At 68.5% G+C, this 20,530-nt stretch carries 24 protein-coding genes; 6 read left to right on the forward strand and 18 right to left on the reverse strand.

Features of this window, described 5'->3' with window-relative positions; genetic code table 11:
• The 8 genes from A5673_RS01205 to A5673_RS01240 all read right to left on the reverse strand — a co-directional run.
• Positions 1-283 (reverse strand): WXG100 family type VII secretion target (locus tag A5673_RS01205; protein ID WP_068226688.1); only part of this gene is annotated, 283 nt, incomplete at its 3' end.
• Positions 284-333: 50 nt separating this feature from the next.
• Positions 334-630 (reverse strand): WXG100 family type VII secretion target, encoded by a 297-nt coding sequence (locus A5673_RS01210; RefSeq protein WP_066914021.1) that lies wholly within the window; start codon positions 628-630, stop codon positions 334-336.
• 72 nt (positions 631-702) lie between these two features.
• The gene (locus tag A5673_RS01215; protein ID WP_369806447.1) at positions 703-1,029 is read right to left on the reverse strand and encodes a hypothetical protein; all 327 of its coding nucleotides are present in this window, start codon (positions 1,027-1,029) and stop codon (positions 703-705) included.
• A gap of 263 nt (positions 1,030-1,292) precedes the next feature.
• Positions 1,293-2,492 (reverse strand): PPE family protein, encoded by a 1,200-nt coding sequence (locus A5673_RS01220; protein WP_068226690.1) that lies wholly within the window; start codon positions 2,490-2,492, stop codon positions 1,293-1,295.
• A gap of 217 nt (positions 2,493-2,709) precedes the next feature.
• Complete coding sequence (locus A5673_RS01225; protein WP_068226688.1) at positions 2,710-2,994, reverse strand: WXG100 family type VII secretion target; 285 nt, start codon at positions 2,992-2,994, stop codon at positions 2,710-2,712.
• A 28-nt stretch (positions 2,995-3,022) separates the two neighbouring features.
• On the reverse strand, positions 3,023-3,319 hold the full coding sequence (locus A5673_RS01230; RefSeq protein WP_068226691.1) for a WXG100 family type VII secretion target: 297 nt from the start codon (positions 3,317-3,319) through the stop codon (positions 3,023-3,025).
• 87 nt (positions 3,320-3,406) lie between these two features.
• Positions 3,407-4,576, reverse strand: coding sequence for a PPE family protein (locus A5673_RS01235; protein ID WP_068226692.1), 1,170 nt, complete (start codon positions 4,574-4,576; stop codon positions 3,407-3,409).
• 357 nt (positions 4,577-4,933) lie between these two features.
• Positions 4,934-6,331, reverse strand: coding sequence for a glycine--tRNA ligase (locus tag A5673_RS01240; protein ID WP_197518254.1), 1,398 nt, complete (start codon positions 6,329-6,331; stop codon positions 4,934-4,936).
• 181 nt (positions 6,332-6,512) lie between these two features.
• Between A5673_RS01240 and A5673_RS01245 the strand changes: the two genes are divergently transcribed.
• From A5673_RS01245 to A5673_RS01255, 3 genes are all read left to right on the forward strand, one after another.
• Positions 6,513-6,938: a helix-turn-helix transcriptional regulator gene (locus A5673_RS01245; protein ID WP_068226694.1), complete on the forward strand. Its 426-nt coding sequence runs from the start codon at positions 6,513-6,515 to the stop codon at positions 6,936-6,938.
• Complete coding sequence (locus tag A5673_RS01250; protein ID WP_068226695.1) at positions 6,935-7,327, forward strand: Fur family transcriptional regulator; 393 nt, start codon at positions 6,935-6,937, stop codon at positions 7,325-7,327. The genes A5673_RS01245 and A5673_RS01250 overlap by 4 nt, the downstream gene beginning before the upstream one ends.
• 111 nt (positions 7,328-7,438) lie before the next feature.
• Positions 7,439-8,428: an alpha/beta fold hydrolase gene (locus A5673_RS01255; protein ID WP_068226696.1), complete on the forward strand. Its 990-nt coding sequence runs from the start codon at positions 7,439-7,441 to the stop codon at positions 8,426-8,428.
• Here A5673_RS01255 and A5673_RS01260 read toward each other — a convergent pair.
• Genes A5673_RS01260 through recO form a run of 3 tightly spaced genes read right to left on the reverse strand, consistent with a single transcriptional unit; the run spans position 8,425 to position 10,527 of the window.
• On the reverse strand, positions 8,425-8,853 hold the full coding sequence (locus tag A5673_RS01260) for a hypothetical protein (protein ID WP_068226697.1): 429 nt from the start codon (positions 8,851-8,853) through the stop codon (positions 8,425-8,427). The genes A5673_RS01255 and A5673_RS01260 overlap by 4 nt on opposite strands.
• Positions 8,853-9,737, reverse strand: a complete 885-nt coding sequence (locus A5673_RS01265) for a decaprenyl diphosphate synthase (RefSeq protein ID WP_068226698.1) — start codon at positions 9,735-9,737, stop codon at positions 8,853-8,855. Before A5673_RS01265 ends, A5673_RS01260 begins: the two co-directional genes overlap by 1 nt.
• Positions 9,730-10,527 (reverse strand): DNA repair protein RecO, encoded by a 798-nt coding sequence (gene recO / locus A5673_RS01270; protein WP_068226719.1) that lies wholly within the window; start codon positions 10,525-10,527, stop codon positions 9,730-9,732. The genes A5673_RS01265 and recO overlap by 8 nt, the downstream gene beginning before the upstream one ends.
• A gap of 61 nt (positions 10,528-10,588) precedes the next feature.
• On the opposite strand from recO, the gene A5673_RS01275 reads away from it, so the two are divergent.
• Both A5673_RS01275 and A5673_RS01280 read left to right on the forward strand, forming a co-directional pair.
• A complete protein-coding gene (locus A5673_RS01275) occupies positions 10,589-12,085 on the forward strand; it encodes an amidase (RefSeq protein ID WP_068226699.1) in 1,497 nt (498 codons plus the stop codon).
• Between the two features lie 44 nt (positions 12,086-12,129).
• A complete protein-coding gene (locus tag A5673_RS01280) occupies positions 12,130-13,587 on the forward strand; it encodes an aminotransferase class I/II-fold pyridoxal phosphate-dependent enzyme (RefSeq protein WP_068226700.1) in 1,458 nt (485 codons plus the stop codon).
• A gap of 22 nt (positions 13,588-13,609) precedes the next feature.
• On the opposite strand, the gene A5673_RS01285 is transcribed toward A5673_RS01280, so the two are convergent.
• The 6 genes from A5673_RS01285 to A5673_RS01310 form a co-directional block, all read right to left on the reverse strand.
• Positions 13,610-14,392: an SDR family oxidoreductase gene (locus A5673_RS01285; protein ID WP_068226701.1), complete on the reverse strand. Its 783-nt coding sequence runs from the start codon at positions 14,390-14,392 to the stop codon at positions 13,610-13,612.
• Positions 14,393-14,429: 37 nt separating this feature from the next.
• Complete coding sequence (era, locus tag A5673_RS01290; protein ID WP_068226702.1) at positions 14,430-15,329, reverse strand: GTPase Era; 900 nt, start codon at positions 15,327-15,329, stop codon at positions 14,430-14,432.
• 9 nt (positions 15,330-15,338) lie between these two features.
• A complete protein-coding gene (locus A5673_RS01295) occupies positions 15,339-16,625 on the reverse strand; it encodes a hemolysin family protein (RefSeq protein WP_068226703.1) in 1,287 nt (428 codons plus the stop codon).
• Positions 16,622-17,155, reverse strand: coding sequence for an rRNA maturation RNase YbeY (gene ybeY, locus A5673_RS01300; RefSeq protein ID WP_068226704.1), 534 nt, complete (start codon positions 17,153-17,155; stop codon positions 16,622-16,624). The genes A5673_RS01295 and ybeY overlap by 4 nt, the downstream gene beginning before the upstream one ends.
• Positions 17,152-18,201 carry a PhoH family protein gene (locus A5673_RS01305; protein WP_068226705.1) on the reverse strand — a complete coding sequence of 350 codons (1,050 nt, stop codon included), beginning with the start codon at positions 18,199-18,201 and terminating at the stop codon, positions 17,152-17,154. The genes ybeY and A5673_RS01305 overlap by 4 nt, the downstream gene beginning before the upstream one ends.
• An 86-nt stretch (positions 18,202-18,287) precedes the next feature.
• Positions 18,288-18,902, reverse strand: coding sequence for a TetR/AcrR family transcriptional regulator (locus A5673_RS01310; protein WP_068226706.1), 615 nt, complete (start codon positions 18,900-18,902; stop codon positions 18,288-18,290).
• Positions 18,903-19,008: 106 nt separating this feature from the next.
• Between A5673_RS01310 and A5673_RS01315 the strand changes: the two genes are divergently transcribed.
• Complete coding sequence (locus tag A5673_RS01315; RefSeq protein WP_082958484.1) at positions 19,009-19,752, forward strand: maleylpyruvate isomerase family mycothiol-dependent enzyme; 744 nt, start codon at positions 19,009-19,011, stop codon at positions 19,750-19,752.
• Here A5673_RS01315 and A5673_RS01320 read toward each other — a convergent pair.
• Positions 19,738-20,523, reverse strand: a complete 786-nt coding sequence (locus tag A5673_RS01320) for a 16S rRNA (uracil(1498)-N(3))-methyltransferase (RefSeq protein ID WP_068226707.1) — start codon at positions 20,521-20,523, stop codon at positions 19,738-19,740. The genes A5673_RS01315 and A5673_RS01320 overlap by 15 nt on opposite strands.
• Between the last annotated feature and the right edge of the window lie 7 nt (positions 20,524-20,530).

Below are 20,530 nucleotides of genomic sequence, written 5' to 3' on the forward strand. Positions count from 1 at the left end.
AGGCCCAGCTGGACCCGACGGCGCTGTCGGTGCTGGCCATGTTGCTGCCGGCGCTTTGCACCTTCTGGCCGTGGGCGTTGGCCTGCTCGTAGATCACCTGGAAGTTGCGACCCAACTGGGTGATGAACTCCTGGCAGGCGACCGAACCGGCGCCGCCCCAGAAGTCACCAGCGGCCAGCACATCGCGCACGATGGCCTGGTGCTCGGCCTCCAACGACGCCGCCTGGGCGCGAATCGTCGCGCCGTGGGCGTCCACGTCGCCAAACTGGTAATTGATGGTCATGTTTACGTCCTTTCAAATCTTCAAAAGTTGGGGACGACAGCGCCGTTGGGCTAGCTGCCGAGGATCTGCTGGGAAGCCTGCTCTTGCTGCTCGTAGTTGTTGGCGTCGCGGATCAGCCCGTCGCGCACACCGTGCAGCATGTTCACGATGTTGCGGAAGGCCTGATTCATCTGGCCCATGGTGTCGTAGGAGGTCGCCTGGGCCTGGCCGCTCCAGCCGGCACCGGCGATGTTCATCGACGACGCCCACATCTTGCGAGCCTCGTCCTCAACGGTCTGAGCGTGGACCTCGAAACGGCCCGCCATCGCCCGCATCTCATGCGGGTCAGTCATAAAACGTGTTGCCATGTTGCCTTTCTCCTTCTGGATTTAACTTCTCGGATTTCTCATTCAGGTTGGTCTTGAATCACGCGTGAAACCTCAGCCCGCCGCCGGCGAGGTCGGTACCACGCTGGTAGTGCGGGGCAGGTCGAAGCGGGGTTCCGCCTCGCCTTGCCACTCGCTCCATTCGGCCCATTCATTCCACTCGTCCATGCCGTCGCCGCCCGCCTCCGGGTTGACCCCGTCGGCCGCCTGCGCGGTTGCATCGGCGCCTTCTTCCGGCTCCGGTGCCCAATGGTCGTAGTCATCCGGGGGAACAGCCACTCCCCACTTCAGCGGAACCGATAAGCCGCCGAGCATCCCCGACTCGCCTCGCTTTGCCGACACCGCATCGTCCGGCAGCGGGGAACCAAGAGGCAGAAGCACGGTGCCCCCTTCCACAGCCGTTTCGTTCACTTTTCGGACCCGGCGGCAAATACAGCACCACCAGGCACTTCGCATCGTAAGTCAATTCTGAGGACAATATCCGGGATTCACCGATTTCGCCTCTTTGAAGAACAGCGCAAGATCGTGGGCGAAACCGATGACGGAATCCGGGTGAGAGCGGCACGCAACCGCAAGATGGCCACAGCCCCGGGCCCTGGGCCGCCGACCGCGGCCCGGCTTATCACCTGCCCTTTCCGGACGACCTATCCGACCCCGGTCCGCGGCACCACGCTGGGCCGCGACTGCACCACGTGGGTCGGGCTGGCACCGCCACGGCCCATCATCCCGCCGGGCATGCCCGCACCGGCGCCCATGCCACCCATCGGCATCGGCATCATCGGCATGCCGCCGCCCGTCGGCGCCCCGGCAGCCGCGGCCCCGGCCGGCATCTCGCCCATGCCCGACATGGCCGCGCTGACCATCCGGGACGGCGCCGATCCCTGCCACGTCGGGGGCACCGACATCGCCCCGACCAGCCGGGCCTTGCCCAGACCGGCCGAGGCGGCGCCCAGGCCGCCCATGCCGCCGCCGCCGAGCCCCTTCGGAACGGCACTGCTGACGAACTTCGCGGGATCCGCGGCCCCGGCAACGTGGCCGGCCAGCGCCGCCGAATTGCTCGCGCCCATTCCCGCTTGGGCCGCCATCATGATCGGCGACATCATCATGCTCACCGGCATCATGCCGACCTGGGCGACCGTCGACAGCGACGAAATCGGAGCGGCCGAGGCCAGCGAGGCCGCCTGCGACACCGCGCTCCCGGCCACCGCCATTACGCCCGTCGCCCCGAGTGCGCTCGACACCGACGACGCGACATTCGAGAGCGGCGCCGCCACGCCGGTCAGCGGCGCGGCCAACAGCCCCGTCAGGCCCGCCAGGTTCGTCGGCGGCAGGCTGAACGCCGGCAACGCCGCGGCCACGCCCAGCGCCCCGCCGTGGTAGCCCACCATGGCGGCGACGTCCTGGGCCCACATCTCCATGTATTCGAACTCGGTCATGAAGATCGCCGGGGTGTTCTGGCCGAGGATGTTCGTCGCGATCAACGCCATCAGCTGGGCGCGGTTCGCCGCGATCGCTGGGGTGGGCACCGTCGCCGCCAGCGCGGACTCAAACGCCGTCGCCGCGGTGCGCGCCTGCAGGCCGGCCGACTCCGCCTGCCCGGCCGCCGCGCTCAGCCACCCCACATAAGGGGTCGCCGCGGCTGCCATGGCCACCGACGCCGGGCCGGCCCACGGACCGTCGGTCAACCCGGAGACCACCGATTGGAACGACGACGCGGCACCCGCCAGGTCCGTCGCCAGGGAGTCCCAGGCCGACGCCGCCATGAACAAGGGCCCTGAACCCGCCCCGGCGAACATCAACGCCGAGTTGATCTCCGGTGGGAAGAACGTAAAAGCGGGAACCATCACACCCCCAAGCCAGTCAGCCGCATCAACGGCACAGTCCAACGATCAACAGACACCACGGGCCGATCCTAAGTCCATCGCCCACCAAAAATCCGGGGTTTCACCAAACCGTCCAGCCCGTATTGGCTCTGATTTCGCGTCGGCGACCGGTTCCCGTTACTGAGGACCCCTCGGGCGGGGGCAACACCGCGGTGCACCCCCGCCCTCGGATGGCCGGTCAGGCCCAGCTGGACCCGACGGCGCTGTCGGTGCTGGCCATGTTGCTGCCGGCGCTTTGCACCTTCTGGCCGTGGGCGTTGGCCTGCTCGTAGATCACCTGGAAGTTGCGACCCAACTGGGTGATGAACTCCTGGCAAGCCACCGAACCGGCGCCGCCCCAGAAGTCACCAGCAGCCAGCACATCGCGCACGATGGCCTGGTGCTCGGCCTCCAACGACGCCGCCTGGGCGCGAATCGTCGCGCCGTGGGCGTCCACGTCTCCGAACTGGTAGTTAATCGTCATTGCACAATCTCCTCACGCCTGAAAGCCACTAGCTGCTCAAAATTTGCTGCGAAGCCTGCTCTTGCTGCTCGTAGTTGTTGGCGTCGCGGATCAGCCCGTCGCGAACGCTCTGCAGCATGTTCACAATGTTGTGAAACGCCTGGTTCATCTGGCCCATCGTGTTGTAGGACGTCGCCGAAGCCGCCCCACTCCACCCGGCGCCGGAAATGTTTTGCGACGAGGCCCACATCAGGCGCGCCTCATCCGAAACCGTCTGTGCGTGCACGTCGAAACGACCTGCCATCACCCGCATCGCGTGCGGGTCGGTCATAAACCGAGTAGCCACTACACCACTCCTTCCCTAAGAAACCGAAATTTCAGTTAGACGCCGCTGCGGCGCCCACGTGCGAGCCCCGACCTATCACCCCCGCCCTTACCCGACTCCGACCCGCGGTACCACGCTGGGCCGTGACTGCACGACATTCGGGCTCGCCCCACCGCGGCCCATCATTCCGCCGGGCATGCCCGCCCCCGCGCCCATGCCACCCATGGGCATCGGCATGAACGGCATCCCGCCGCCCACCGGCGCCCCAGCCGCCGCGGCGGGGATCTCGCTGCCCAGACCCGACATCGCGGCGCTGACCATCCGGGCCGGCGTCGACCCCTGCCACGTCGGCGGCACCGACATCGCCCCGACCAGCCGCGCCTTCCCCATATCCGCGGCCGCGCCGCCCAGGCCGCCGCCGCCCAGGCCCTTCGCCGCGGGAGCCGCCTGGCTGACGAACTTCGCCGCGTCGGCGACGCCGGCGGCCCCCTTCGCACCGGCGAGCGCCGCCGAATTCGACGCGCCCATTCCCGCTTGGGCGGCCATCATGATGGGCGACATCATCATGCTCACCGGCATGATCCCGACCTGGGCGAGCGTCGACAGGCTGGAAATCGGTAAGGCCGAAGCCAGGCCGTACACCTGCTGCACGGCGGGCACGACCACGTCCGTCACCGGCGCCAACGAACCGGTCAGCGCCGCCCCCACCGGCGACAGCAATCCGGCGACCTGCGAGCCGACGCCGGCCAGGCTCAGCGGCGGCAGGCTGAACGCCGGCAACGCCGCGGCCGCCGACATCGCACCGCCGTGGTAGCCCAGCATCGCGGCGACATCCTGGGCCCACATCTCCATGTACTCGAACTCGTTCATGAAGATCGCCGGCGTGTTCAGACCCAGGATGTTCGCGGAGATCAACGCCATCAGCTGGGTGCGATTCGCCGCCACCGCCGCGGGAGCGACCGTCGCCGCCAACGCCGACTCGAACGCCGTCGCCACGGCGCGGGCCCCGGCCGCCGCGGCCGCAGCCTGCCCCGCCGCCGCGTTCAGCCACCCCACGTACGGCACCGCGGCCGCCGCCATGGCCGCCGCCGACGGACCGGTCCACGATCCATCGGTCAGACCGGTCACCACCGAGTTGAACGACGACGCGGCCCCCGCCAAGTCCGACGCCAACCCGTCCCAGGCCGACGCCGCCAGGAACAACGGCTGCGAACCCGCGCCGGCGGAGATTCGCGCCGAATTGATCTCGGGAGGCAACCAGGAGAAATCGAGAACCATCACGACCCCCGCGCAGCGGGCCGCGCCAACGGCCTCGTCGCCCCCCGGAAATCAACACACACCACGGCCGGATCGTAAGCCAAATACCGTGGAAAAGCCGCATTTTCTCCTAAACTTGAATCAATCGAATTAACGCAAACTTGATCCAATCCGAAAGACGCCCGTCGACCGCTGCGCGGGCGAAAGATCAGCCCGCCCCGCGCATCGGGTCCAGGCCCCCGGAACTGCGATGATCTCGGCGCGCCGCGGAATTCACCGCGACAAATGCGATGGCATGCAATTCCATTATTCGGCCCATTAGGTCAATGGTGCCGATTACGCGGCCATGAAATGCGGCAGTGGTTTGTGGCGCGCCGCCTAGCACCCCTTCAAACGCGGCGCCAGGTAATCGGCGACGGCGCCGATCGCAACCCGATCCTGGGTCATGGCGTCGCGCTCGCGCACGGTCACCGCGTCGTCCTCGAGCGAGTCGAAGTCGACGGTCACGCAGAACGGCGTGCCGACCTCGTCCTGGCGCCGATAGCGGCGTCCGATGGCGCCGGCGTCGTCGAAATCGACGTTCCAGCACTTACGCAACTCGGCGGCCAAGTCACGGGCCTTGGGGCTCAGGTCGGCGTGCCGCGACAACGGCAACACCGCGGCCTTGACCGGCGCCAGCCGCGGGTCGAGCCGGAGCACCGTCCGCTTTTCCATGGCCCCCTTGGCGTTGGGGGCTTCGTCCTCGCTGTAGGCATCGACGAGAAACGCCATGAACGACCGCGTCAGGCCGGCCGCGGGTTCGATGACGTAGGGCGTGTACCGGGAGTCGGTGGCCTGGTCGTAGAACGACAGGTCTGCCCCGGAATGCTTTGCGTGCGTTGATAAATCGAAGTCCGTGCGGTTGGCGACGCCTTCCAGCTCGCCCCACGGATTGCCGACGAAGCCGAACTTGTACTCGATGTCGACGGTGCGGTCGGAGTAGTGCGACAGCTTCTCCTCGGGGTGCTCGTACAGCCGCAGGTTCTGCGGGTCGATGCCTAGGTCGACGTACCACTGCAGCCGGGTGTCGATCCAATACTGGTGCCAGTCCTTGGCGGTCGACGGCTCCACGAAGAACTCCATCTCCATCTGCTCGAACTCGCGGGTCCGGAAGATGAAATTGCCGGGGGTGATCTCGTTGCGGAAGCTCTTGCCGATCTGCCCGATTCCGAACGGCGGCTTGCGCCGCGCGGTCGTCACCACGTTGGCGAAGTTGACGAAGATGCCCTGCGCGGTCTCGGGGCGCAGGTAGTGCAGCCCCTCCTCGGTCTCGATCGGCCCGAGGTAGGTCTTGAGCATCATGTTGAATTCGCGGGGCTCGGTCCACTGCCCCTTGGTGCCGCAGTCCGGGCAGACGATCTCGCCCATCGGGACCGAATCGGGGTCGGCGATGTTCTTCTTCGCCGCGTATGCCTCCTGCATGTGGTCCTGGCGATGCCGGTGGTGGCAGTTCAGGCACTCGACCAGCGGGTCGTGGAAGACCTCGACGTGACCGGAGGCCACCCACACCTGCCGCGGCAGGATGATCGACGAGTCGAGCCCGACCACGTCGTCGCGGCCGGTGACCACCGCGCGCCACCACTGGCGCTTGATGTTCTCCTTGAGCTCCACACCCAGCGGGCCGTAATCCCAGGCCGATTTGGTGCCGCCGTAGATCTCCCCCGAGGGAAAGACGAAGCCCCGCCGTTTGGCCAGGTTGACTACGGTGTCGATGACGGACGCCACGGGGCTGTGCACTCCCTTTCGAAGATCCGGGCAGGCGGCGCGGCGGAGAACCGCCGCTCGCAAAACATCAGCCATGGTATCGACCGGCGCCGCGATCTTTGACATGCGTCATTACGCATGTGACAGTGGAAAGCGGCCGATCGCGATTCCCGCGACGGGCCCTTCCAATACTCCTCGAGGTGATGACTGTCCCATGGCGACGTCCCCAACGTCTTCGGTCCCGGCGGCGGCCGGCGGCGACATGGGATCCGAGCTGAGCGTGCTGGCCCACGAGCATGGCGGCGCCGGCCCGGGCGCCCACACGGGGTTTACCGAATACCCCGTCCCGCCGCCGCGGGAGATCCTCGATGCCGCGGGCGAACTGTTGCGCGCGCTGGCCGCCCCGGTGCGGATCGCCATCGTGCTGCAGTTGCGGGAATCGCACCGCTGCGTGCACGAACTGGTCGACGCGCTCGGCGTGCCGCAGCCGCTGGTCAGCCAGCATCTGAAGATCCTCAAGGCGGCGGGCGTGGTGGCCGGCGAACGGTCCGGCCGCGAAGTGCTGTACCGACTCGCCGATCACCACCTGGCGCACATCGTCGTCGACGCCGTCGCCCACGCGAGCGAGGACACCCCGTGACGGGCGCCAGCGTGCGCTCCACCCGCCAGCGGGCCGCGATCGCCACCCTGCTGGAGACCCTGGACGACTTCCGCTCGGCCCAGGAGCTGCACGACGAGCTGCGCCGCCGCGGTGAGAACATCGGCCTGACCACGGTGTACCGGACGCTGCAGTCGATGGCGGCGGCGGGCATGGTCGACACGCTGCGCACCGACACCGGCGAGTCGGTCTACCGCCGGTGCTCGGAACATCACCACCACCATCTGGTGTGCCGATGCTGCGGTTCCACCATCGAGGTGGGCGACCACGAGGTCGAGGATTGGGCGGCGCAAGTGGCCGCCAAGCACGGCTACTCCGAGGTCAGCCACACCATCGAGATCTTCGGGACGTGCGCGCAATGCCGCTCCTAGCCGCGCGCGCAAAAAGTTTCTGAAAAAAGTGTCCGACACGCGTCCGCCGCGTGCTCCTACCCATGAGTGGCCCACGGGCCGAGACACCACCTCAAGGGAAATGAGCACATCATGCGCAAGGAACTATCCCCCCGTCTGCGGCCGGTCCGCGAGGTCGAGGCCCCGTCATTGCAGTTCCGCACGATCCACGGCTACCGCCGCGCCTTCCGGATCGCCGGGTCGGGACCGGCCCTGCTGCTGATCCACGGCGTCGGCGACAACTCCAAGTCATGGGAAACGGTGCACGCCAAGCTGGCGCAACGGTTCACGGTCATCGCGCCCGACCTGCTGGGCCACGGCGAGTCCGACAAGCCCCACGCCGACTACTCCCTGCCCGCTTTCGCGAACGGCATGCGCGATCTGCTCGCCGTGCTCGGCATCGACCGGGTCACCGTCGTCGGGCATTCCTTCGGGGGCGGCGTCGCGATGCAATTCGCCTACCAGTACCCCCAGCTGGTGGAGCGCATCGTGCTGGTGAGCGCCGGCGGCGTCGCGAAGGACGTGAGCCTGGCGTTGCGGCTGGCGGCGATGCCGCTGGGCGCCGAGGCGCTGGGCGCGCGGCGCGCGCCAGGGGTGATGCCCGCGATCCGGCGCGTGGGCCGCGCCGTGCAGAGCGTGCTGGGGTCCACCAAGTTCGGGCGCGACGCCGCCGAGGTCGTCGACTTGCTGGAGGGCTTCCTGGACCCCGACGGTCTGGCGGCGTTCGCGCGCACCCTGCGGTCGGTGGTGGACGCGCGCGGTCAATACGTCACCATGCTGGACCGCAGCTACCTTGTGAAATCCGTTCCGGTGCAGATCATCTGGGGCGAAGACGACCTGATCATCCCGGTGGACCACGCGCACACCGCGCACGCCGCGATGCCCGGTTCGCGCATGGAGATCTTCTCCGACTCCGGCCACATGCCGTTCCACGACCACCCCGACCGCTTCGTCGAGGTCGTCGAACGGTTCGTCGACTCGACCCGCCCGGCCGACTACGACCCGGACACGATGCCGGCGCTGCTGCGGAACGGCGGCCGCGAGGACCTGGCCGTCGACGCGACCGAGGCGGCGGTGTCCTAGCCCGTTACCGATCGACGTATCTCTGCGCCGGTGTCGAGCACCAACAGGATCATGGTGCGCAGGGCCTCGTCGGTCAGGCCGCCGCCGGGAAAGTTGTAGCGCAGCATCACGTCCCCGGTTTTGGCGGCACCCCTGCCGGAATTGCGTTGCACCGCCTTGTCGTTGACCTTCTCGACCACCGTCACGCTGCCGAAGTTGCTGTCGCGCGCCTGCTTGGCGATCTGATCGCTGATCTTTTTGGTCAGGGGCAGATCCCACGCCAGAATCTGCGTCAGCGAGACCAGATCGAGGCCCTCGGCGATGTTGACCACCCGCAACGAGGCCAGCGTGCCGTTGTGGCGCAGCGTCAGCGCGCCGTCGGGCTCCTCCTCGATGGGCAGGGCGTCGCGCAGTATCGACGCCAGCCGGTCCTGTAGTGATGGCATCAGGCGCTCCCGAACCGTCGATGGCGTTCCGCGTATTCCTCGCAGGCCGCCCACAGGTCGCGGCGGTCGTAGTCCGGCCACAGCTTGTCTTGAAAGATGTACTCGGCGTAGGCCGCCTGCCACAGCATGAAGTTGCTGGACCGCTGCTCCCCCGACGTCCGCAGGAACAGGTCCACGTCGGGGATGTCCGGCCGTTGCATGTGGCGCGAGATCGTCGACTCGCTGATCCGGTCGGGTTTGAGCCGGCCCGCCTCCACCAAACGGGCTATCTCCCTCGTGGATTCGGTGATCTCGGCGCGACCGCCGTAGTTCACGCAGTAATTGACGGTGATGACGTCGTTGCCGTCCGTCATCGCCTCGGCGATCGCCAGTTCGTTGATCACGCTGCGCCACAGGCGGGGTCGGGATCCGACCCACCGGATCCGCACCCCGATCGTGTTGAGGTTCACCCGGCGCATGCGCACCACGTCGCGGTTGAAGCCCATCAGGAAGCGGACCTCCTCGGGCGAACGCTTCCAGTTCTCGGTGGAAAACGCGTAAAGACTCAACCACTTGATCCCGATTTCGATTGCACCGCAGACGATGTCGATGACGACGGCCTCGCCGGCGCGATGGCCGTCGGTCCGGCTCAGCCCGCGCTGGGTGGCCCAGCGGCCGTTGCCGTCCATCACGATCGCCACGTGGTTGGGTAACCGGTCGGCGGAAATCCGCGGCGCGGCCGCTTTCGAGGTGTGCTGCGGGGGGCGGCGCGGGCCGCCGCCGGCGGGCGGCGGCAGCTCCGGGAAGGCGACGGGCCAGGTCGACTTGTCGGGAAAGACCGGGTAGTCGGCGGGCGCGGGGGGCAGCTGCGGGAAGTCGGTCGACTTCGGCTTGCGCTCAGCCACAGGCAGTATCCTGCCCGATCAGCGCTGCGCGCCGTTCGGCGATCGTGCGGTCGGCCTGGTAGTTCCGCTCTACCAGCGGCAACGTTTTGAGCTGCCGTTCCAGGTGCCATTGCAAGTGCGCGGCCACCAGCCCGCTGACGTAGCCCCGGTGCGATTGCGGCGACGCCTCGGCGGCCGCCCAGTCCCCGTCGTGCAGCGCGGCCATCAGATCCAGCACACCCGGCGGCGGGGTGGTCGAGCCGGCCGGGCGGCAGTGCGGGCAGACGCTGCCCCCGGCGGCGACGTGAAACGCCCGATGCGGACCGGGGGTGGCGCACCGGGCGCACTCGGTGAGCGCCGGCGCCCATCCGGCGATGCCCATGGCGCGCAGCAGATAGGCGTCCAGCAACAGGTCGCGGGGCCGGCGCCCGTCGGCGACCGCGCGCAGCGCGCCCACCGTGAGCCGGTGCAGCGCCGGGGCGGGCGCCCGCTCCTCGCCGGCGAGGCGTTCGGCAGTTTCCAGCATCGCGCACCCGCAGGTGTACCGGCCGTAGTCGCTGACGATGTCGGCGGCGAACGCGTCGATGGAGACGACCTGGGTGACGATGTCGAGATTGCGGCCGGGGTGCAGTTGCGCGTCGATGTGGGCAAACGGCTCCAGCCGCGCACCGAATTTGCTGCGGGTGCGGCGCACGCCCTTGGCCACCGCGCGGACCAGGCCATGGTCGCGGGTCAGCAGGGTGACGATCCGGTCGGCCTCGCCGAGCTTGTGCTGGCGCAACACCACAGCTCGGTCTCGATATAGCCGCATCACCATAGTTTTGCACCCCGCCGCGACAATGCGGGTATCCGCGCCGTTAGTCTCGTACCCCGTGATCGGCGCTTCCGGGGCGGGCACCGGGTCCATCTCCGGATCCGGCAACCAGCGCTTGCCCACACTGACTGACCTGCTATATCAGCTGGCCAGCCGCGCAGTGACGTCCACCACACTGGTGAGTCGGTCGCTGCACGCCATCCATTCCAGCCAGCCGACGCTGAACGCCTTCCGGGTGGTGCTGACCGAGTCGGCGCTGGCCGACGCGGCGAAAGCCGACCGGCGACGCGCGGCCGGGGACACCGCGCCGCTGCTGGGCATCCCGATCGCGGTCAAGGACGACGTCGACGTCGCCGGGGTGCCCACCGCCTTCGGCACCGAGGGCTACGTCGCGCCCGCGACCCAGGACGCCGAGGTGGTGCGGCGCCTGAAGGCCGCCGGCGCCGTGATCGTCGGCAAGACCAACACCTGCGAGCTGGGCCAGTGGCCATTCACCAGCGGGCCCGGCTTCGGCCACACCCGCAATCCCTGGTCGCGGCGGCACACCCCGGGCGGGTCGTCGGGGGGCAGCGCCGCCGCCGTGGCCGCGGGCCTGGTCACCGCCGCCATCGGCTCGGACGGCGCCGGCAGCGTCCGCATCCCCGCGGCGTGGACGCATCTGGTGGGCATCAAGCCGCAGCGCGGCCGCATCTCCACCTGGCCGCTGCCCGAGGCGTTCAACGGGATCACCGTCAACGGCGTGCTGGCCCGCACAGTGGCCGATGCGGCCCTGTTGCTCGACGCCGCCTCGGGCAACGTCGAGGGCGACCGGCACAAGCCGCCGCCGATCACGGCGTCCGACTATGTCGGCAAGGCGCCCGGCCCGCTGAACATCGCGCTGTCGACCAGGTTCCCGTACAACGGTTTTCGGACCAAGCTGCACCCCGAGATCCTCGCCGCCACGCGGGCCGTGGGTAAGCAGCTGGAGCTGCTCGGCCACAAGGTGGTGCCCGGCAACCCCGACTACGGCCTGCGGTTGTCGTGGAACTTCCTGGCCCGGTCCACCGCGGGCCTGCGGGATTGGGAGGAGCGGCTGGGCGACGGCGTGATCCTGGACCCCCGCACCGTGTCCAACCTGCGCATGGGCCAGGTGCTGGGGCAGGCGATCCTGCGCAGCGCGCGCCGCCACGAGGCGGCCGACCAGCGCCGGGTGGGCTCGATCTTCGACATCGTCGACGTGGTGCTGGCCCCGACGACCGCAGAACCGCCGCCGCTGGCGCGCGCGTTCGACCGGCTGGGCAGCTTCGGCACCGACCGCGCCATGATCGCCGCGTGCCCGTTGACCTGGCCGTGGAACCTGCTGGGGTGGCCCTCCATCAACGTGCCGGCCGGATTCACCTCCGAGGGTTTGCCGATCGGCGTGCAGCTGATGGGACCAGCAAACAGCGAGGGGCTGCTGATCTCGCTGGCCGCCGAGCTGGAGGCCGTCTGCGGCTGGTCCACCAAGCAGCCGCCGGTGTGGTGGCACGCCGGCGCCGACACGCCGCCCGCCGGGGGGACGCCGTCGCGCATGTGAGCCGCCGCGCTCTTAGCTCGCGACAACCGGGGTATCCCCACCGAATGGACCAATCTGATGCTCCACTGCTGAATGCGGTGGCCGACTACCGGGAGAAGAACCGGTACGGGTTCACCCCGCCGGGGCACCGGCAGGGCCGCGGCACCGATAACCGGGTGTTGGCTGTCCTGGGCCACGAACCGTTCCTCGATGACGTGCTGGCCAGCGGCGGGCTGGATGACCGCCGGACCAAAAACGGTTACCTGAAACACGCGGAGGACCTGATGGCCGACGCCGTGGGCGCCGACATCGCATGGTTTTCCACGTGCGGCAGCTCGCTGTCGGTGAAGGCCGCGATGATGGCCGTGGCCGGCGGCGACGGCAGCCTGCTGGTGAGCCGGGACAGTCACAAATCCATCGTGGCCGGCCTCATCTTCTCCGGCGTGCAACCCCGTTGGATCACGCCCCGCTGGGACGCCGAGCGCCATTTCTCGCATCCACCCTCACCGGAGCAGGTCGAGGAGACGTGGGAGAAGTACCCGGACGCGGCCGGCGCGCTCATCGTGAGCCCCAGCCCGTACGGCACCTGCGCCGACATCGCAAAGATCGCCGAAGTCTGCCACTCGCGCGGCAAGCCGCTGATCATCGACGAGGCGTGGGGCGCGCACCTGCCCTTCCACGAGGACCTGCCGACCTGGGCGATGGACGCCGGTGCCGACATCTGCGTGGTGAGCGTGCACAAGATGGGCGCCGGTTTCGAACAGGGCTCCGTGTTTCACCTGCAGGGCGACCGGATCGACAAGGACCGACTTTCGGCCTGCGCGGACCTGCTGATGACCACCAGCCCCAGCGTTCTGGTCTATGCCGCGATGGACGGCTGGCGGCGGCAGATGGTCGAGCGGGGTCACGACTTGCTCGGTGCCGCACTGGATCTGGCCCATCAGCTGCGCCACGACATCGAAATGATCCCGGACGTGGAGGTCCTCGACGACGAGTTGCTCGGCGTGCAGGCATCCCACGATCTGGACCGGATGCAGGTCATGATGGACGTTTCGGCCACGGGCACCTCCGGTTATCAGGCTCATGACTGGTTGCGCGCGCACGCCCACATCGACGTCGGGATGAGCGATCACCGCCGCATCTTGGCGACCCTGTCGTTCGCCGACGACGAGACCACCGCCGGCCGGCTCACCCATGCGCTGGCCGAATGGCGCAGGGCGGCCAGCGACTTCGATCCCCCACCCGAGATCGACCTGCCCGCACCCGGGGAGCTGCAATTGGACAACGTGTGCAAGCCGCGCGACGCGTTCTTCGGGCGCGTCGAGACGGTACCCACCGAGCGGGCCGCGGGGCGGATCTCCGCCGAACAGGTCACGCCGTATCCCCCCGGCATCCCCGCCGTCGTGCCCGGGGAGCGCCTCAATGACGCCGTGCTGGACTACTTGTGTACCGGTGTGCGAGCCGGGATGAACGTCCCCGACGCCGCCGACCCGTCGCTGCAGACCATCCGGGTACTCGCTTAGCCCCGCGCATCCGGGTGCTGGCTTAGCCCCGCGGCATCGACATCACCCGATTGCCAACGGCTTTCAGCCGATCGGGCAGCACGCGGTTCGCCATGCCCATCGCCTTGACCAGGACCGAGCCGGCGACCACCTTCTCCTCGCCGCGCATCAACGCCTCGAAGCCCTGCCGCGCGACCTCGGCGGGATCGTCCTTGGGCCCCTTGCCCATCAGGGAGTCGACCATCTTGGCGCGGCCGAAGAAGTTGGTGTCCGTCGGCCCGGGCATCAGGGCCGTGACGGTGATTGAGGTGTCGCGCAATTCGTCTCGAAGCGCCTCGGCGAACGACTGGACGAACGATTTCGACGCGTTGTAGACCGGCTGATAGGAGCCCGGCATCTGCGACGCGATGGACGACGTGAACAGCACTCTGCCCTTGTCGCGGTTGGCCATGTCTCGCAGCACCAGCTTGGCCAGATGCACGGTCGAGCGGACGTTGAGGTCCACGATGCTGAGGTCATCGGCGAGCTCGCTTTTGAGGAACATCTCACCGCGCCCGATGCCCGCGTTCAGCGCCGCGGCGGCCAGCACGCGCTCGCCGTCGATCGCGCTCTGGTAGAGGTGCTCCACCCCTTCCGGGGTGCGCAGGTCTACCTGTACCGCCTGTACGGCGGCGCTCCATTGGGAAAGCTTTTCCGGGACGTCTCTGATGGCGTCGTCCTCGGCCGCGACGACGAGGTCGTAGCCGTGCTGGGCAAACTGCTTGGCCAGTTCCAGCCCAATCCCACTGGACGCGCCGGTCACTAGGGCTAATTGTGGTTGGGTCATACGCGACGGCTACCCGGGCCACCCGCGGTCAAACCTTCTAAAAGCCCAGCCGACCAAGCTGTTTGGGGTCGCTCTGCCAGTTCTTGGCGACCTTGACGCGCAGGTCGAGGTAGACCTTGGTGCCCAGCAGCTTCTCGATCTGGGCACGCGCGGCGGTGCCCACTTCCCGCAGCCGCGCGCCGCCCTTGCCGATCACGATGCCCTTCTGGCTGTCCCGCTCGATGTAGAGGATCGCGTGCACGTCGATCAGGTCGTCGCGCCCCTCGCGGGGATTGACCTCGTCGATCACCACGGCCAGCGAGTGCGGCAGCTCGTCGCGCACCCCCTCCAGGGCGGCCTCGCGGATGAGCTCGGCCATCAGGACCTCTTCGGGCTCGTCGGTCAGCTCACCGTCGGGGTAGTAGGCCGGGCCGGCGGGCAGCGCCGCGGCCAGCACGTCGATCAGGATGTCGACCTGTGCGCCGGTTACCGCTGACACCGGGACGATCTCGGCCGAGTCACCGACCAGTTCGCTGACGGCGACCAGTTGCGCGGCCACCCGATCCTTGGGCACCTTGTCGATTTTGGTGACGACGGCGACGAGCGCGGTCTTGGGAGCGACCGCGCGAATCTGGTCGACGATCCACCTGTCGCCCGGGCCGATCGGCTCGTCGGCCGGGATGCACAACCCGATCACGTCGACCTCGGCGTAGGTGTCGCGGACCAGTTCGTTGAGCCGCTTGCCCAGCAGGGTGCGCGGCCGGTGCAGGCCGGGGGTGTCGACCAGGATGATCTGGAAGTCTTTTCGGTGCACGATCCCGCGGATCGTGTGGCGCGTGGTCTGCGGCCGCGTCGAGGTGATCGCCACCTTGGTGCCGACCAGCGCATTGGTCAGCGTCGACTTGCCGGTATTCGGCCGGCCCACCAAACACACGAAACCCGAACGGAATTCACTCATGGCAGCCCGTCATGCCGAGTTCCCGTCGGCTTCCGCCGGGCTCACCAGGACGGTGTTGATCCGCACTCGCCCCCGGTAATCGGGGCCGCCCTCGGCGCGCAGGCGCAGGCCGTGCGAGACCACTTCGGCGCCGGGCAGCGGCACCCGGCCCAATTCCAGGGCCACCAGGCCGCCCACGGTGTCGACGTCGAGGTCGTCGTCGAATTCGACATTGTAGAGTTCACCGACGTCCTCGATCGGCAGTCGCGCCGACACCCGGAATCGCTTGTCGCCCAACTCCTCTACCGGCGCGGTCTCCGCTTGATCGTACTCGTCGGCGATCTCCCCGACGATCTCTTCCAGCACGTCCTCGATGCTGACCAGGCCGGCTATCGCGCCGTACTCGTCAACGAGCAGGGCCATGTGGTTGCGGTCGCGTTGCATCTCGCGCAGCAGCGCGTCCAGCGGCTTGGAGTCCGGCACGAAGACCGCCGGGCGCATGACTTGCGACACCTTGGTGTCCCGGCCCCCGTCGGGCGAGGAGAATGTCTGCTGGACAAGGTCTTTCAGGTAGACCACCCCGACAATGTCGTCGACGTTTTCGCCGATCACCGGGATGCGGGAGTGCCCGCTGCGCACGGCCAGGTTGGTCGCCTGGCCGGCGGACTTGTCGCTTTCGATCCAGATCATCTCGGTGCGCGGCACCATCACCTCGCGGGCCGGGGTGTCACCGAGTTCGAAGACCGATTCGATCATCCGGCGCTCGTCGGCGGCCACCACGCCGCGCTGCTGGGCCAGGTCAACGACCTCGCGCAGTTCGATCTCGGAGGCGAACGGCCCGTTCCGCAGCCCCCGGCCGGGGGTGAGCGCGTTGCCCAGCACCACCAGCAACCGGCTGAGCGGCATCAACAACCACGAAATCACCCGCAGCGGAAGGGCGGTCACCAAGGAAATCGAATAGGCATGCTGGCGGCCGAGGGTGCGGGGGCCGACGCCGATGACGACGAAGCTCGTCACCACCATGATGGTGGCCGCGCCGAACAACCCCCACTTGATGCCCCAGTTGTCGTAGAGGAACACGACCAGCAGCACGGTCGCGCTGATTTCGCAGATGATGCGCAGCAGCACCACCAGGTTGATGTAGCGGGGACGCTCGCCCATCACCTTGAACAACGACACCGCACCCGGCCGCTCCTCGCGGACCAGCTCCTGCACGCGCGCCAGCGATACGGTGCTCATGGCGGCGTCGATCGCCGCGAAAAGGCCACCCAGGGCGATCAGGGCGATCGCGCCCAGCAGCTGGGAAACACCGGTCAATTGTCGAAATACCTTGACTTGTCCAGCAATCGGCGGTCGCGCTCCTGCTGGCGGTCCTGCTGGTAGGCCTCGACTTGTTCGGCGACCCATTCTTCGAGCAGCCGGCCCTGCAGGGCGAACATCTCTTTTTCCTCGGCCGGCTCGCCGTGGTCGTAGCCGAGCAGGTGGAGCACGCCGTGAATCGTCAACAACGCCAACTCATGTCCGAGGCTGTGGCCCGCGGCCGCCGCCTGTTCGGCCGCGAATTCCGGGCACAGCACGATGTCGCCCAGCATCGCCGGCCCCGGCTCGGGCGCGTCGGGGCGGCCGCCGGGCTCGAGCTCGTCCATCGGGAAGCTCATCACGTCCGTCGGCCCGGGCAGGTCCATCCAGCGCATGTGCAGGTCGGCCATCGCCGCGGTGTCCAGCAGCACCATCGACAGCTCGGCGCTGGGGTTGACGTCCATCCGCGCGATCACGAATTTCGCGACGCTGACCAACTCCACCTCGGACACGTCGATGCCCGACTCGTTGGAGACCTCGATGCTCATCGGCGACTGCGGCTACCCGAGGCCCGCCGGGCCGCCCGGTTCATCCCCGAGCCGGGCTCCTCGTACCGGGCGTAAGCTTCGACGATCTCCGAGACCAGCCGGTGGCGCACGACGTCGACGCTGGTCAGCTCCGCGATGCAGATGTCCTCGACGCTGTCGAGGATGTCGATCGCCGAGCGCAGGCCCGATCGCGCACCGCCGGGCAGGTCGATCTGCGTCATGTCCCCGGTGACGACCATCTTCGACCCGAAGCCCAGCCGGGTGAGGAACATCTTCATTTGCTCGGCGGTGGTGTTCTGGGCTTCGTCGAGGACGATGAACGCCGAATTCAAGCTCCTACCACGCATGTATGCCAGCGGCGCCACCTCGATGACCCCGGCCGACATCAGCTTCGGGATCAGCTCGGCGTCCATCATGTCGTAGAGCGCGTCGTACAGCGGCCGCAGGTACGGGTCGATCTTCTCGCTCAGCGTGCCCGGCAGAAACCCAAGGCGCTCACCGGCTTCCACCGCCGGCCGGGTCAGGATGATCCGGCTGACCTGCTTGGTCTGCAGCGCGTGGACGGCCTTGGCCATGGCGAGGTAGGTCTTGCCGGTGCCCGCGGGGCCGACGCCGAAGACGATGGTGTGGGCGTCGATGGCGTCGACGTAGCGCTTCTGGTTCAGCGTCTTGGGCCGGATCGTGTTGCCGCGCCAGGACAAAACGTCCAGGGTGAGGACCTCGGCCGGGGATTCGTTGCCGGTGCCGACGAGCATGGCGACGCTGTGGCGCACCACCTCCGGCGTCAACGGCTGGCCGCCGGCCACGATCGCGACCAGCTCGGAGATGGCCCGCTCGGCCAGCGCGACGTCGGCCGGCTCGCCGGAGATGGTGACGGCGTTGCCGCGCACGTGCAGGTCGGCGTTCAGGGAACGTTCGAGGGCGCGCAGGTTTTCGTCGGCGGAGCCGAGCAGGCCCACAACGAGGTCGGGCGGAACGTTGATGCTGCTGCGAACTTGAGCAGAGCCCGAAGGTGCGCCGGCAGCGCTGGTTTCGCGGGGCGTCACGTGGTTTCCGATACCTGCTTCCTCGGCTTGTCAGGGGTTTGCTCAGCTGACTCAGTCTACGCCGGGGGGTCCCAATGGTCAGCCTTCTAGTCGCCGTCGCCTGCGGTCAGGGCGCGGATCAACCGGTCGATGACCGCGCCGGCTTCCCGGCGTGCCGTGTCATGATCGTCCGCCCTCGCCACGTAGAGGGTGGCCTCGCGCATGGCGCCAAGCATCGTCAACGCGGTCGCTTCGATGGGTTGCGGCGGGATTCGGCCGGTCTCGATGGCGCTGGAGAGCAGCGCCCGTACCAACCCGATGTTGTAGCGGTTGCCTATCTCGGTCCACCGCGTCCAACCGAGCACCGCAGGCGCGTCCACCAGCGCGATGCGCTGGATTTCCGGATCGGAGCAGGCGTCCAGCCAAAAAGCGGCGCCCAACCTCATGACCTCGATGGCGTCGGTTTCGCCGGCCGCGGCGATGGCCTCGCCCATCCGGGCGGCGACCTCCGCCTCGACTTGCTCGAACACCGTCGCGAACAGTTCGGTCTTGTCGGCGAAGTGATGGTAGAGCGCGCCGCGGGTCACGCCCGCCGATCGCACGATCGCCTCCAGCGCCACCTCCGAGAAACCGTTGGCCGCGAACAAGGGCCGCGCCGAGGCGACCAGTGCGTCCCGCGTCTCTGCGGAGCGCTCCGCCTGGGTCCGGCGATCATCGTTCACAGGGGTTGCCTTTCATACATACTGTATGTAGGTTCATACATACCGTATGAATCTCGCCCTCAACATAACAGCGGGACGGCCGAACCAGGGAAAGGAACACGGTGAGATGAGCTCAGCGATACAGGCCATCGAGGCGGACCGCGCGGCGTTGCTCGCGACCTTGCCGCTTCTCGGAGACTCTGCCTGGGCACAGGCGAGCGGATGCCCCGGCTGGTCGGTGCGGGACGTCGTGTCTCACATGGCGTGCAGTTTCTGGCTGGCCGTCGACCCGTCGAAGCTGCCCGATCCCGGCGGGCTGCCCGCGGAGCGGGCAGCGGACCTCTACGTCGAGTCGCGCCGCTGGATGACCTCTCGGGAAATCGTCGACGATTACGAGTCGGTCAGCTTGAAGGGCCTCGAGGTCCTGGCCGCGGCAGCGAGCCAGGATTTCGAGGTGCCGCTCGGGGATGTCGGGACCTTTCCCGCGTCGCTGATACCGACGGCGTTCGCCTTCGAGCAATACGTACACATCCGACACGACCTCTTTCAGCCGCACGGCCCGGTGCAGGCGGAGCCCCCCGCCTCCGACGAATTGCGGCTGGAACCCACCGTCGACTGGATCGAGGCGGCGCTGCCCCAGCAGAACGCGGCCCTGCTCGGCCGCATCGACGACGCGGTGGAGATCCGCCTGATTGGCGGGTGCACCCGCACGCTGCGCTTCGGCGACGGGGACGTGACCGCCCACATCACCTCCGACGCCGACGCGTTCGTGCGGTGGGTCAGTCAGCGCGGAACGTGGGAAGCCTTCGGGGTGCAAGCGGAAGGGGACCGGGCGAACCTCGAGATCGTGCGCCAGCTAAGCGTTTTCTGACGCGGCGTCGCCGTCCAAGCCGGCAGCGTTCCATCGCGGCGTGAGCACGCCCAGCGCGCCCAGCGCCACCGCGGCCGCGGTCGACGTCCGCAGTACCTGCGGACCCAGCCGGACCGCGACCGCGCCCGCCGCGGTCAGCGCGGCGATCTCGTCCGGGGCGATGCCACCCTCGGGCCCGATCACCAGCAACACCGAATCCGCTTGGCCGACATGGTGATCCGCGAGGCGTTCGGTCGCCGACTCGTGCAGGGCCAGCACCGCCGACCGGGCGGCGACCTCGTCGTGCACCCGCCCCGTCAGCGCGGCGGTGGACAGCACCCCCTCGACGGGCGGGATGTGCGCCCTGCGGGACTGGCGGGCCGCCGAACGGGCGACGGCCCGCCACCGGCGCAGCCCCTTATCGACCCGGGCGCCCTCCCAGCTGGCCACGCAGCGGGCGGCCTGCCAGGCCACGAAAGCGTCGGCGCCGGCTTCGGTGGCCAACTCGATCGCCAGCTCCGAGCGATCGGATTTCGGCAGCGCCTGCACCACCGTCACCGCCGGGCGAGGAGGCTCGACGCTGAAGCGCCCGAGCACCCGCGCCCGCAGCCCGTCGCGCCCGGCGTGCTCGACCTCGCATCGGGCGAGGCCGCCCGCGCCGTCGCCGAGCACGAGCCGTTCGCCGGGCCGGATCCGGCGCACCGTGGCCGCGTGGAAACCCTCGTCGCCGGCGACGACGGCCAGCTCGCCGGCGTCGGGCAGTGCGTCGACGTAGAACAGCGTCGCCACCATGAGGCGC

This window comes from Mycobacterium sp. E3198 (assembly GCF_001667015.1).
In the GTDB taxonomy this organism is placed as follows: domain Bacteria; phylum Actinomycetota; class Actinomycetes; order Mycobacteriales; family Mycobacteriaceae; genus Mycobacterium.